The sequence below is a fragment of the Microbispora rosea genome (assembly GCF_900156315.1).
GTDB lineage: Bacteria > Actinomycetota > Actinomycetes > Streptosporangiales > Streptosporangiaceae > Microbispora > Microbispora rosea.
Window position 1 is genome coordinate 107,659 of record NZ_FTNI01000011.1, and the last position, 13,277, is coordinate 120,935.

12 protein-coding genes are annotated in these 13,277 nt (G+C 71.5%); 6 read left to right on the top strand and 6 right to left on the bottom strand.

The features are described 5' to 3' along the window. Positions 1-27: 27 nt before the first annotated feature. The gene (locus BXA11_RS17570; RefSeq protein WP_076435767.1) at positions 28-1,056 is read right to left on the bottom strand and encodes an ROK family protein; all 1,029 of its coding nucleotides are present in this window, start codon (positions 1,054-1,056) and stop codon (positions 28-30) included. 505 nt (positions 1,057-1,561) lie between these two features. Between BXA11_RS17570 and BXA11_RS17575 the strand changes: the two genes are divergently transcribed. After that, positions 1,562-2,911 carry a cellulose-binding domain-containing protein gene (locus tag BXA11_RS17575; protein WP_083744321.1) on the top strand — a complete coding sequence of 450 codons (1,350 nt, stop codon included), beginning with the start codon at positions 1,562-1,564 and terminating at the stop codon, positions 2,909-2,911. Between the two features lie 126 nt (positions 2,912-3,037). Continuing rightward, positions 3,038-3,619 (top strand): hemerythrin domain-containing protein, encoded by a 582-nt coding sequence (locus BXA11_RS17580; protein WP_076435769.1) that lies wholly within the window; start codon positions 3,038-3,040, stop codon positions 3,617-3,619. Positions 3,620-3,687: 68 nt separating this feature from the next. Here the strand turns inward: BXA11_RS17580 and BXA11_RS17585 are convergent, their stop codons facing one another. From BXA11_RS17585 to BXA11_RS17595, 3 genes are all read right to left on the bottom strand, one after another. Continuing rightward, positions 3,688-4,887, bottom strand: coding sequence for a hypothetical protein (locus BXA11_RS17585; protein ID WP_076435771.1), 1,200 nt, complete (start codon positions 4,885-4,887; stop codon positions 3,688-3,690). 110 nt (positions 4,888-4,997) lie between these two features. Continuing rightward, positions 4,998-5,672, bottom strand: a complete 675-nt coding sequence (locus BXA11_RS17590) for a DUF6766 family protein (protein ID WP_076435773.1) — start codon at positions 5,670-5,672, stop codon at positions 4,998-5,000. A 94-nt stretch (positions 5,673-5,766) separates the two neighbouring features. Continuing rightward, on the bottom strand, positions 5,767-6,165 hold the full coding sequence (locus BXA11_RS17595; protein ID WP_076435775.1) for a hypothetical protein: 399 nt from the start codon (positions 6,163-6,165) through the stop codon (positions 5,767-5,769). A gap of 142 nt (positions 6,166-6,307) precedes the next feature. Between BXA11_RS17595 and BXA11_RS17600 the strand changes: the two genes are divergently transcribed. Beyond that, entirely contained in the window at positions 6,308-6,682 is a 375-nt protein-coding gene (locus BXA11_RS17600) for an STAS domain-containing protein (protein WP_159454799.1), read from the top strand. Between the two features lie 23 nt (positions 6,683-6,705). Here the strand turns inward: BXA11_RS17600 and BXA11_RS17605 are convergent, their stop codons facing one another. Next, entirely contained in the window at positions 6,706-7,824 is a 1,119-nt protein-coding gene (locus BXA11_RS17605) for an MBL fold metallo-hydrolase (protein ID WP_076435780.1), read from the bottom strand. Between the two features lie 162 nt (positions 7,825-7,986). Between BXA11_RS17605 and BXA11_RS43935 the strand changes: the two genes are divergently transcribed. The 3 genes from BXA11_RS43935 (at position 7,987) to BXA11_RS17625 (ending at position 12,462) form a co-directional block, all read left to right on the top strand. Next, complete coding sequence (locus BXA11_RS43935) at positions 7,987-9,348, top strand: MurR/RpiR family transcriptional regulator (protein ID WP_239105023.1); 1,362 nt, start codon at positions 7,987-7,989, stop codon at positions 9,346-9,348. Positions 9,349-9,557: 209 nt separating this feature from the next. Next, entirely contained in the window at positions 9,558-11,222 is a 1,665-nt protein-coding gene (gene hutU / locus BXA11_RS17620) for a urocanate hydratase (protein ID WP_030506591.1), read from the top strand. A gap of 28 nt (positions 11,223-11,250) precedes the next feature. Then, the gene (locus BXA11_RS17625) at positions 11,251-12,462 is read left to right on the top strand and encodes an allantoate amidohydrolase (protein WP_239105022.1); all 1,212 of its coding nucleotides are present in this window, start codon (positions 11,251-11,253) and stop codon (positions 12,460-12,462) included. Between the two features lie 264 nt (positions 12,463-12,726). Here the strand turns inward: BXA11_RS17625 and BXA11_RS43190 are convergent, their stop codons facing one another. Then, complete coding sequence (locus BXA11_RS43190) at positions 12,727-13,242, bottom strand: hypothetical protein (RefSeq protein ID WP_159454800.1); 516 nt, start codon at positions 13,240-13,242, stop codon at positions 12,727-12,729. Positions 13,243-13,277 lie beyond the last annotated feature (35 nt).

Consider the following 13,277-nt stretch of genomic DNA (forward strand, 5'->3'; position numbering starts at 1 on the left):
GCGGCAGGGTCCGATCGTGAACAGGTGTCAGCGGCCGACGATCTCGGCGAGGGCGGCGAGCGCCGCGCCCCGGGCGCCGGCCATGTCGAGGTCCTCGACCAGCGTCACCGAGGCCACCCGCCGCTGCTCCTCGCGCAGCAGGGTGTGCTCGCGGACCTTCTCCAGGAACCACTCGCGGAAGTGCGGGGCCGCCTCGACCACCCCGCCGCCCAGGAAGTACGCGTCCGGGTCGGTGAAGTTGGCCGCGATCGTGAACAGCCTGCCGATGGCCATGGCCTGCTGCTCGAAGACCTTGAGCGCGAGCGGGTCGCCGTTCTCGGCGTAGCCGCGCAGCAGCTTGGCGGCCTTCCCCACGGGCTCGATCCCGTGGAGCTCGTGGTCCGGGAAGCGGGTCAGCCAGTAGGGCAGCAGGTTCTTCTCGATGCCGGTCAGCGACGCCACGCTCTCGGCGTCCCCGACGAAGCCGCAGTTGCACTTGGGGAGCGGCTGGCCGTCCTCCAGCAGGCCCTGCAGGGGGATGTGGACGTGCCCGAGCTCGCCGGCCATCCCGGCCCCGCCCTTCACCACGTGTCCCGACTGGATGACGCCGCCGCCGAGCCCGGTGCCGACGATCGCCGAGACCGACGAGTGCTGCCAGGCGTCCGGCCCGAAGCGTACGTGGTGGGAGTAGAGGGCTGCCGCGTTGCCGTCGTTGTTGTAGACGACCGGCAGCCCCAGCCGGGACTCCAGGGCCCCGCGGAAGTCGAAGCCGAACCAGCCGGGATCGACGAAGTTGGTCGCGCCCTTCGAGGAGATCACGCCGTCGGCGCTGGCCGGCCCCGGGGTGTCCAGGCCCACCGCGCGTACGGTGGAGCGCGGCGTGCCGGTCAGTTCCAGCACGTTGTCGAGGGCGAGCAGCAGCTGCTCGACCGCGACCTCAGGACCCTCCCGGACGAGGCTGGGGGTCTCGACCAACCGGTCCACGAGGAACCGCCCGGAGGCGTCGAGGACGGTCGCGTTGTTGCTTGTGCCGCCGTTGTCGAGCCCGACGACGACCCAGGACCCTGCATCTGCCATTGGGGGTTGTCCTTTGCGTTCGCGCGTGTCAGTGCGAAGACTACGAGAGTCGGGCGCGCGGGGCACCGGCCCCCTCGCAACAGGCGGGGCACAACCCCGGCAGGGCGGGCATGAGAGGGCCCGGGCGTGACGACGCGCGGGCGCGCACGGTGAAAGATTCAGTTCGCCCCGTCGCCCGCGCCCGGCCGTGTCCGGCCCATGCCGTGCCCCTGAGCTGCGCGGGCGTCACCGGCGCCGGGGCGGGCCCGGCTCGGGAGCGGCGGCGTCCGTTGACCGGTTCCGCGACCCGGAGAAAACATCTGCGTCCGGGGGCCGCAGCGTCGCGACCCATCTGTCCCAGTGGCCGCGGCCCCGAGCGGGAGCGCGCCTACCTTCGCCTGTCCGTGCATGCCCGCGCTTGCCCGTGTCTGCGCGCGCATCGCCCGGCGCCTGTCTCGGGGAGGGGGCGCGGCGCGCGAGCGGGGCGGCGTGCCGAACGAGCAGATGCGCAGAAATCGAGGTACGCATGAAGCAGTTCCGTCCCGTCCGAGGGCATCGCCCCGCCGCCCGCGGCCTGCCGGGATCTCCGGTGGCGCGCCTGGTCGCGGCCCTGGCCGCGCTGGTCGCCGGCCTCGTGGTCGTGCTGGTGCCCGGCACCGCCTCCGCGGCTCCCGTCTGCAAGGTGGACTACACGACCAACCAGTGGCCGGGCGGCTTCACCGCCTCGGTGCGGCTCACCAACCTCGGCGCGGCGGTCAGCGGATGGACGCTGCGCTGGACGGCGGGCACCGGCGAGCAGATCACCAACGCCTGGAGCGCGCAGGTCAGCCAGTCGGGCACGACCGTGACCGCGGCCAACGTCGCCTGGAACGGCTCGCTGGCCACGGGCGGCGTCGCCGACTTCGGGTTCCAGGGCACCTGGTCGGGCGGCCTCGCGACGCCGTCCGACTGGTCGTTGAACGGCGTGCCGTGCGGCGGCTCCTCCTCGCCGTCGCCTTCGCCGTCGCCGACGGTGGACCACTCGCCGTCACCGTCACCGTCACCGTCTCCGTCCCCCTCACCCTCGCCGACGAGGTCCCCCTCGCCGTCCCCGTCTCCCTCTCCGTCTCCGTCCCCTTCGCCTTCGCCGTCCCGCTCGCCCTCGCCGTCTCCCTCGCCCAGTCCTTCGGTGACGCCCTCGCCGTCCGGCTGCTCGGGAACCGGCCTGGTCGTCTGCGCCGGCTTCGAGGACCAGTCGGGCACGCCGTCCGGTGAGTGGCAGGTGACCACTCCGAACTGCTCGGGCACCGGTACCGCAACGATCGACACCGCCACCGCGCACAGCGGCGGCAGGTCGCTGCGGATCAACGGCGGCGGCAACTACTGCAACCACATCTTCGCCTCGACCACCAAGAACGTCAGCGGGATCGCGCCCGTGGTGTACGGCCGCATGTGGGTGCGCCACACCACCGCGCTCCCCTCGGGCCACGTCGCGATGATCACGATGTCGGACTCCAGGGACGGCGGCAAGGACCTGCGCATCGGCGGTCAGAACGGCGCCCTGCAGTGGAACCGGGAGTCCGACGACGCCACGCTTCCCGAGCAGAGCCCGTCCGGCGTCGCGCTGAGCGCCCCGCTGCCCGTCAACCGCTGGGTCTGCCTGCGCTTCCAGATCGACACCACGCAGCAGGCCATGCGTACGTACCTGGACGACCAGGAGGTCGCCGGCCTGCGGGTGGACGGCACGCCGACCACCGACGTGGACTCCCAGTGGCTGCGCCGCTCCACCGCGCCCCGGCCCACGACGTTCCGCCTGGGCTGGGAGAGCTACGGCAGCGACTCCGACACCATCTGGTACGACGACGTGGCGCTGGGGTCGAGCCCGATCGGCTGCTGATCATCGTGCGGCAGGGGTAGATAGCCGGGTGTCCGCCATGTGCGGTCAGGCTCGACCGTGGTCCCGTTTCGTCCGGCGCCCGGCCTCCCGCGGGAGGCCGGGCGCCGTATCCGAGGGGAGAGGGACATGACCGACGTGCAGCACCCGGTGCCGGAACTGATGAAGGAAGGCGACGTCGTCGACCTGCTCGTCCACCAGCACGCGCTGATCAGGGACATGTTCGACGAGGTGGAGCACGCCGCGCCAGGACAGCGCGACGAGCCGTTCCGGCGGCTGGTGCGCATGCTGGCCGTCCACGAGACGGCGGAGGAGGAGATCGTCCACCCCTACACCCGGCTGCGGGTGGACGGGGGAGCGTGCGTGGTGGCCGACCGTCTCAAGGAGGAGCGCGAGGCCAAGGAGATGCTCCGCAGGCTGGACGAGATGGGCCCGGAGCACCCCGGCTTCATGGCGGAGCTGGACAGGCTGCGGCTGGCCGTGCTCACGCACGCGCGGGCCGAGGAGCGTTACGAGTTCACCAGGCTCCGGGCCGAGACGACGGCGGCCGAGCGGCGGGCGATGGCGCTCGGCGTGCGGGCCGCCGAGGCGATGGCTCCGACCCGTCCGCGGCCGGGGGTGGAGTCGATGACGAGGAACCTGCTGCTGGGCCCGCCGGCGGCGATCATGGATCGCGCGCGTGACCTGATCCGGCAGGCGCTGCGCAGGTAAGGGCGTGATGCTCGGCCCGGGTCCGCACGCGTACGCCGCGGACCCGGGCCGGGGCCCGTTCTCAGTGCTCAGTGGGTGCGCAGGCTGTAGAGGGGGTGGGTGCCCTCGGTCTCGAGGCGGTACTCGTCGCCCGACCTGGCGCGGTTCTCGTCGATGACGCGCTCGCTGGGCGGTTCCTCCCCGCCCATGATCTGGTCCTGCCAGCGCTGGAACCGCTCGTGGGCCTCCTGGACATACCCGGTGCCCAGGGTCGTGTAGTCGATCTGCGTGGAGATCAGCTCGCGCAGGTACTCCTTGTTCGGCTCGAACGTCACCGGTTTCGGCAGCTCCCGGGCCACCGCCTGCTCCGGGTCGCGTCCGTCGTGCCGGCGGAACATGTCCGCGGCGATCCGCAGGTGCTCCAGCTCCATGTTCAGATGCAGCTCCCAGATCGCCTTGATCCTCGGGTTGGACTCGGTCTGCATGAACGAGTGGTAGAGGTAGCACTCGTTGTACTCGTGGTTGAGCCACTGCTCCCACCACGACTCGCCCGGATCGAGCAGCGACTCGTAGTGCGTGACGTGCTCCTCCTCGATGAGCCCGATCTCCTGGTAGAGCTGCCGCGCGATCGGCTCCATGTACATCGGGCCGACGTTCATGTAGAAGTTCATCGTCTGCTGCTCGGCGGACATGACGGTCAACGCGTGCAGCTTGGAGATCGCCTGCGCCGTCTCCCGGTCGTAGTGCTCGCGGACGTTGTCGACCGGGTGGCGGTGGTGCATCTTCGTCGGCCGGCCCGGCATCACCTCGGTCAGCTGGTCGACGATCTTCTCGGCCTTGCGGTGCTCGATCATCTCGTACAGGTTGGCGTACCGGTACAGGTGGTCGAAGTCCTCCAGCACGCCGAACTGGTAGGCCTGCTTGAGATAGGGGTCGGGCTCCATGCGGGCCACCCAGGCGGTCAGGTCCACCGCCACCTGCTCGTAGGCGAGGGTCGTCTCCAGCACCGAGGACGTGCCCGGGAGCAGCCAGTTGACCGCCTTCTGCTGCTGGGCCTCGATGTAGCGCACCTCCGCCAGGCGCTGCCGCACCTCCAGGTCCTGGCAGCGCCTGGCGAAATGGTGGCTGAACATGATCGCTTCGATCTCGATGCCGTTCATCGTGATGATCCGGCACCGGGTGTAGGGGTCGGCGCGGTCGGGATCGATCGGTTCGACATTCAGCTCGCGCCAGTTGCGCAGCTGCCGATCCAGCGGGATCCCCCGCTCCTGCAGCGGATTGAACGTCATCTCGGTGCTCCTCCCACGATTGGCGCTGGGCGTACCCAAACCGTTGAATGCGACAAACGTGGACATTCGGAGCCTTTGACCGAGATTGTCATCCGGTGGGGTGAGGTCCGTCAGCCGCTGGACGCCGTCTCGGCGTGCGGGTCGCCGACCTTCTTCGACTGCGGTGAGCCCCGCTCACGCAGGAAGATCGCCAGCAGGACCATGGAGGCGACCGCCAGGAACTCCGACTGCCAGTTCTGCAGAGTGCGGTTCCAGAAGTCGGGAGAGGTCACATAGCCGCCCCAGCCGACCGGGTCCTCCAGCTGGGCGAGCTGTTCGTTGTTGTACGCCGCGAGGCCGGCGACCGACTGGGCCAGCCAGGACAGCAGGAAGAGCAGGCCCATCGCGATGCCCAGGGAATGGCTGAAGACCGTCCGCCGCCAGCTGGGCGCCGCGGCCCAGGCGGGGGAGCCGGGGGCGGCGTAGGGGCCGACCTTCTGCTCGGCATCGGACTCCAGGCCCTCCTCGCCCTCCTTCTTCGACTCGGGCGAGCCGCGCTGGATCAGCCAGACGGTGATGAGGATGTAGAGGAAGAACTGCAGATACTCCGACTGCCAGTTCTCCGCGACGTCGACGGCGAAGCTCGACGAGGTGACGTATCCGGCCCAGGTGACGGGGGAGCCGCCGTTGGCCGCCTGCTCCTCGTTGAAGGCCGCCGCGCCCGCGACCGACTGCCCGGCCAGGGTGGCCAGGAAGAGCAGCAGGAAGCACAGCGCGAGCGCGTTTTCCCTGACCAGACGCTTCAACGCCGCTACCTCCCCGCCAGGCCGACGACGATGACGTACGCGAGGACCAGCGCGATCGTGACCAGCAGCACCGCGTAGAGCGTGCGCGCACCGTTCACGTCCGCACCTCGCATTCGTACGGCTGCCCTGTGTATGACTGATCGGGGCGGGGCCGGCAGCCCGCGGCCCGCACCCGCCAGCCGTCCGGGAAGCGGTGCAGGAAGAGCGTGTCGCCGTCCACCCGCACGCGCGCCTCGTCGCCCCAGACGTCGACGCCGCGGATCGCGCCCGATCGCAGTCCGGCGGACACGATGTCCTTCTCGCAGTCGTCCAGTGAACGGGCGGCCTCGGGGGCCAGGAGAAGGCATGCCGGTCCGCCCCGGCCGTCTCCGGCCGCGGACAGGAACCGCTGGGCCGTCGCGGCGACCGAGGTGTCCTCCGCCGAGGCGCAGCCCGCGGTGACCTGCGCGGTGACCAGCCCGAGGCAGACGACCGCCGTTGCTCGTATGCCCATGAACCGCGACTACCCGAGGGGCGGAGGTGAAACCTGAACAGAGTTCTCGTCGGCGATATGGGATTTATCGCCTATTACGCGTAAAATGGGTATTTCCGGAAGCTGTTCCGGTAGGGTCATCTCACCAGCGGAGGTGGGATCCTTGCACGATTTCCAGGTGTCGGTGGCGCAGTCACCTCCCTTCACCCTCGTCACGCTCAGCGGCGAACTCGATGTGATCACGGTCCCCCGGCTGCGTGAGCGGGTGGCACCCCTCCTGGCGCGTCCCGCGACGCGCATTCTGTTCGACGTGGAGAAGCTGCGGTTCATCGACAGCGCAGGTATGAGGGTGCTCATCGACGCCTGCGTCCGCACCCCGCCGAAGGACGGTGACGGCGCGCTCTGCGGGATGAGCCCGCAGATGCGTCACCTGTTCTCGTTGCTCGGGCTGATCTCGCGGCTCACCGTGTATCCGACCCGCGCCGACGCGTTGAGCCACCCGGCGGCCATGCATCCTGACACGGCCCGGATGAACTGACCGGCCGGCGCGGGACCGGCTCCTCACAGGATCGTCTGCCACCAGCCGTCCACCGGCGGCGGGTCGTCGACCGTCACGCGCTCACCCGGCCGCGGCACCACGAGGCGCACGTCGCGTGCCTTGGCCTCCCGCCACAGCTGGTCGATCGGGTCGCTCCAGGCGTGCGCGGCGAGTGAGAACGTGCCCCAGTGCACCGGCAGCAGCACCCCGGCGCGCACGTCGAGGTGGGTGAGGACCGCCTCCTCCGGCGTCATGTGGATGTCCGGCCAGGCCTTGCTGTAGGCGCCGATCTGGATCACCGACAGGTCGAACGGCCCGTACGCCTCGCCGATCGCGGCATACCCGTCGAAGTAGCCGGAGTCGCCGGTATAGAAGACCCGCCGGCGCTCGCCCGCGATGACCCACGAGGCCCAGAGGGTCTGGTCCCGGCGGAATCCGCGGCCGGAGAAATGACGGCCGGGGGCCGCCACGAACCGGAGGCCGGACACCGTGGCCTCCTCGTTCCAGTCGAGCTCGATGATCCGGGACGAGGGGACCCGCCACCGTTCGAGATGGGCGCCGACCCCGAGCGGCACCAGGAACGGCGCGGACTGCGTGCGGGCCAGCAGACGCACCGAGTCCATGTCGAGGTGGTCGTAGTGGTCGTGCGAGATGACGATCGCGTCGAGCTCGGGCAACTGGTGCAGCGGCACCGGCGGAGGGTGCAGCCGGCGCGGCCCGGTGAACGACGCCGGGGAGCAACGCTCGCTCCACACCGGATCGAGCAGGACCCGCCGCCCCTCGATCTCGATCAGGGCCGAGGAGTGGCCGTACCAGACGGCGTCGAGGTCGCCGCCCCCGGACGGGCCGGGAGTCATCAGGGGAACGGGCAGGCGGGGCTTGCGCTGCGTCCGGCGGAGGAACTCGCGGAGGACCTGCTGCCTGGTCCCCGGCGGGAGGATGGGACTGGGGGTCGTGTTGCGGAACGCGCCGTCGCGGAACTGTTTCGAGCGCCGCACCCGATGCGCCCGCTCTCCCGAGGGCCGCGCTCCCAGCGCGGCGGGGACGTCCCGCACCGCCCACACCGCCGCCGCCAGGGCGGCCGCTCCCGCGACGAGCCCCAGGCGACGGCCCAGGGCACTACTTCTCAGAACACCGGTCATCAACGGCAATCTCCTTGCTGAGGTCTGCCGATCAGACTAGGCAATCTCCGTGCGGGTCGCGGCGGCGGCGTCTTGCCTGTGGACAACCCTCCCCGGAGACTGCGTGTTGAATGAAACCATGCAGACCGACCGGCCCGGCGCGGGCAGGCGAGGCGGAGGACGATGAACACCGGCCACCACGCGGACGACGGCCCGGCCGCCCACCACGACCACCACGAGGACGACCACGACGACGACCACGATGTCCCCGGGGGCCGCGACCAGGGTGATGGCCGCGACCTGCCCGGGGGCCGCGACATCCGCGACATCCCGGGGGGCCGCGACCAGGGTGACGGCGGCGACCTCCGCGACGACCACGATCGGGGTGCCGGTCACGACGGCCGCGACGTTTCCGGGGACCTCGGCGGCCTTGACGGCGACGCCGCGTCCCGCCTGCTGCGGCTGTTCGAGGGGCATCGGCTGACGCCCGTGCAGCGCAGGATCGCCCACTGCCTCGCACAGCACGCCGCCGAGGCGCCGTTCCTGTCGAGCATCGAAGTGGCCGAGCTGGCCGGGGTCAGCCAGCCGTCGGTGACCCGCTTCGCGATGGCGCTGGGCTACAGCGGATACCCCGGTCTGCGGCGCAGGTTCCGCGAGCTGGGCGTACGGCCAGGCCGGGAACGGGACGGCGCCGGCCGGAACGGGGAGGACGCGGAACCCGACGCCCGCGCTTCCGCGCACGCGGCCGCCTCCCGGCTCTCCGACGGCGGCGCGGCCGGGTGGGCCGAGGGCCGGGGGGAGGGGCCCGCGGCGACGCTTTCCGCCACGGCGGAGGACTCGCTTCGTCCGCCGTCGCGACCCGGCGCGTCCGCGCGGCCCATGTCCGAAAAGCCTGTGTCTGAGCGGCCCGTGTCTGAGCGGCCTGGGCCCGGGGATCCCGAGCCCGGCCTGGATCGGGCGACGGGCGCGGGTGGCGGATATCGGCGGGCCGTGCTGGCGGAGATCGAGAACCTGCGCGCCCTCGCCCGGTCGCTGGACGACCCCGGGCCCGTCGCCGAGGCGGCCCGCCTGCTCGCCGCGTCACGGCCGCTGCCGGTGCTGGGCCTGCGGGCCGCCGCGGCCCAGGCCGCCGGATTCGCCTACTTCGCGGCGAAGGTCCACCCCGACGTACGGCCCCTGCACGAGGCGGGGTCGCTCCTGGCCGACCGGGTCGAGCAGGCGGCGGCGGCCGGGGCGACGGCGTTGCTGTGCTTCGCGCTGCCCCGCTATCCCGCCGAACTTGTGGACGCCCTCCGGGCCGCCCGCACGGCCGGGCTGGCCGTCGTCACGGTCGCGGACCGGCGGGTGCCGTCCCTCGCAGGCCTGTCGCACGTTCTGCTCACCGCCGGGGTGGGCACGCACCTGGTGTTCGACACGGCGTGCGCGCCGATGATGCTCGGCCGGGTGCTGCTGGAGGCGATGTGCGACGAACTGCCCGGGGCGCAGGCCCGTCTGGAGGCGTTCGAGGCGTCGGCCGCGGCCCGCGGGGTGTTCCTCATTGACTGAATCTATTCATTCACCCACGATGGATGGGACTCACTGAATAGGACCATGCGCCGCGGGCGCGGGTGGAAGGAGGACTCGTGGCTGACGACGGCGGCGGGGCCCCACATGAGCAGGTTTCCGGCGACCGGGTTCCCAACGGCCGGGTTTCCAACGACGGGGTTTCCAACGACGGGGTTTCCGATGACGGGGCTTCCGGCGGGCGGGCTCCGATCCGGGCTCCCCGCGGCGGCACGCTGAACACGCGCGGCTGGCAGCAGGAGGCCGCCCTGCGCATGCTCATGAACAACCTCGACCCCGAGGTCGCCGAGCATCCGGAGCGCCTCGTCGTCTACGGCGGCAGCGGCAAGGCGGCCCGCGACTGGCCGTCGTACGACGCGATCGTGCGCGAGCTCACCACCCTGCGGGCCGACGAGACCCTGCTCGTGCAGTCGGGCCGGCCGGTCGGCGTGATGAGCACCCACGAGTGGGCTCCCCGCGTGCTCATCGCCAACTCCAACCTCGTCGGCGACTGGGCGACGTGGCCGGAGTTCCGCCGGCTGGAGCGGCTCGGGCTCACGATGTACGGCCAGATGACGGCCGGTTCGTGGATCTACATCGGCACTCAGGGCATCCTGCAGGGGACGTACGAGACGTTCGCGGCGGTCGCGGCCAAGCGGTTCGGCGGCAGTCTCGCCGGGACGATCACGCTCACCGCCGGGCTCGGCGGCATGGGCGGCGCGCAGCCGCTCGCGGTCACGATGAACGGCGGCGTGGCGATCTGCGTCGACTGCGACCCGCGCAGCGTCGAGCGCCGCATCGGCCACCGGTACCTCGACGTCCGCGCCGAGAGCCTCGACGAGGCGCTGCGCCTGGCGTACGAGGCCAGGGACGCCCGCCGCCCGCTGTCCATCGGAGTCGTGGCCAACGCGGCCGAGGCCGTGCCCGCGCTGCTGGCGGGGGGCGCGGAGATCGACATCGTGACCGACCAGACGAGCGCGCACGACCCGCTGGCCTACCTGCCGCTGGGTGTCGCGTTCGAGGACATGGCCGCGCTGGCGCGCAAGGACCCCGAGGGCTTCACCCACCGGGCCCGCGAGTCGATGGCCCGGCACGTCGAGGCGATGGTCGGCTTCCAGGACGCGGGCGCGGAGGTGTTCGACTACGGCAACTCGATCAGGGGCGAGGCGAGCCTCGCCGGGTACGCGCGGGCGTTCGACTTCCCCGGATTCGTGCCGGCCTACATCCGGCCGCTGTTCTGCGAGGGGAAGGGCCCGTTCCGGTGGGCGGCGCTGTCCGGCGACCCTGCCGACATCGCGACGACCGACCGCGCGATCCTCGATCTGTTCCCCGACAACGAGCCGCTGGCCCGGTGGATCAGGATGGCGGGCGAGCGGGTGCGGTTCCAGGGCCTGCCCGCGCGGATCTGCTGGCTGGGGTACGGCGAGCGCGACCGGGCCGGTGAGCGGTTCAACGACCTCGTCGCCTCGGGGGAGATCTCCGCGCCCATCGTGATCGGCCGCGACCACCTCGACTGCGGCTCGGTCGCCTCGCCCTACCGCGAGACGGAGGGCATGCTGGACGGCTCCGACGCGATCGCCGACTGGCCGCTGCTCAACGCCATGGTCAACGTCGCCTCCGGCGCGTCCTGGGTGTCGATCCACCACGGCGGCGGGGTCGGCATCGGCCGTTCCATCCACGCCGGACAGGTCACCGTCGCCGACGGCACGCCGCTGGCCGGGGAGAAGATCCGCCGGGTGCTGACCAACGACCCCGGGATGGGCGTGATCCGGCACGTGGACGCCGGATACGACCGAGCCGCCCAGGTGGCGGGGGAGCGCGGCGTACGCGTCCCGATGGCCGAGGCGGAGCCGGCCGGCCCCGACGCCGATGTCTGAGGGGGCGGCGCGGGTTCTACCGGAGGAGGTGGCGGACGGTTTCCGCCGGCTGTGGCGCGACCTGCTCCCCGTGGGCCGGTGCGACGCGACGGGCGGATACCGCCGGCACGCCTGGACGACGGCAGACGCGGAGTGCCGGGCCTGGTTCGCCGAACAGGCGCGGCACCGTGGCCTGACGTACGAGACCGACCGCAACGGCAACCAGTGGGCCTGGCTGGGCGATCCCACGGCGGGTGACGCCGTGGTGACCGGCTCCCACCTGGACTCGGTGCCCGACGGCGGGGCGTACGACGGCCCGCTCGGCGTGGTGGGGGCGTTCGCCGCGCTCGACGCCCTGCGGGCGCGCGGACTCCGGCCGGAGCGGCCGCTGGCGGTGGTGAACTTCACCGAGGAGGAGGGCGCCAGGTTCGGGCTGGCCTGCCTGGGATCGCGGCTGATGACCGGCGCCGTCCGTCCCGAGACGGCAGGGGCGCTGCGCGACGCGGACGGCGTCACGCTGGCGGCGGCCATGGAGCGGGCGGGACGCGACCCGGCGGCCGCCGGGCGTGACGACGAACGCCTGACGCGGATCGGCGCGTTCGTGGAACTGCACGTGGAGCAGGGCCGCCACCTCGCCGCCACGCCACACCCGGTCGGCGTCGCCTCCGCGATCTGGCCGCACGGCCGCTGGCGTTTCGACTTCCGCGGGGAGGCCAACCACGCCGGGACCACCCGCCTGGAGGACCGGCGCGATCCCATGCCGGCGTACGCGGCGGCGGTGCTGGCCGCCCGGGCGAACGCCGAGCGCCTGGGGGCCCTGGCCACCTTCGGCAGGATCAGGGTCGAGCCCAACGGCACCAACGCCATCGCCTCGCTGGTCAGCGCCTGGCTCGACTGCCGGGCGCCGGACGCCGCCCTGGTGGACAGGCTCGTCGAGGAGACGGCGCGAGCGGCCGAGGGGGCCGAGGTGATCCGGGAGTCCTACACGGCGGTCGTGAACTTCGACGTGCCGCTGCGTGACCGCGTCGCGCACATCCTCGGGGGAGCGCCGGTGCTGCCCACGGGGGCGGGGCACGACGCGGGCATCCTCGCCGGCGAGGTCCCGGCGGCCATGCTGTTCGTGCGCAATCCCACGGGCGTCTCGCACTCGCCGTACGAGCACGCCGATGAGGCCGACTGCCTCGCCGGGGTCGCCGCGCTCGCCGCCGTTCTGGCAGATCTGCTCACGTCGGCCGCCGACGGCTCCGGCGGGGCTCGCTGAGCGTGCGGACCGCCCCGACGGGGCCGGCTGCGTGCGGACGGCCCCGCCAGGCGATGCCCGAGAGCACGGGCGATGCCCGGGAAGCGGGGACGACCCGGCGAAGCACGGACGACCTCGGGAAAGACCGTGAGGACGCCCGTTACCCCGAAAGTGAAAAGTGGAATTCCACGGCAGGGGGAAACGGCGTCAGGCCTCGGCAAAGTGTTGATCGTCGACCTGTTCGAATAGAGGCAGATAGTCCGAAGTTCTCGATAGTTGTGCCTTTTATCGCTTAAAGTGCTTATTTGCCCTCTGATGGGTGACTGGGGCGTTTGTTGCCTTTAGCGTGAGAATCAGGGTCCAGATCCAAAGGTTCGATGGATCGATTCGAGCTCCGTGAATGCGGATGTCGTCCGCTTTCTCGACACGGAGCCGACGGAGGGAAACCCCATGTTCAAGGAAGCACTGGCTGCTGCCGTCATGACGGCTTCGGCCCTCGTCGTCCCTGTCGCGCTTCAGGCGCAGCCCGTCAACGCCGCCGGCACGACCGAGCAGGTCGTCCGGCCGTCGGTTACGGGGGACTGCCCGGGAGGCAGATGCCACGGCAGGCACCATCACCGTCACCATCGCCACCTTCGGGAGCAACAGCAGCAACAGCAGCAGCAACAGCAGGGCCGCAGCCGTCACCAGCAACAGCAACAACAGCAGCAGCAACAGCAGGGCCGCAGCCGTCACCAGCAACAGCAACAACAGCAACAGCAACAGCAGCAACAGGGCCGCGGGGGTCAGCAACAGCAGCAACAGCAGCAGTGACCGGATGACCGTTCATCGTGCCT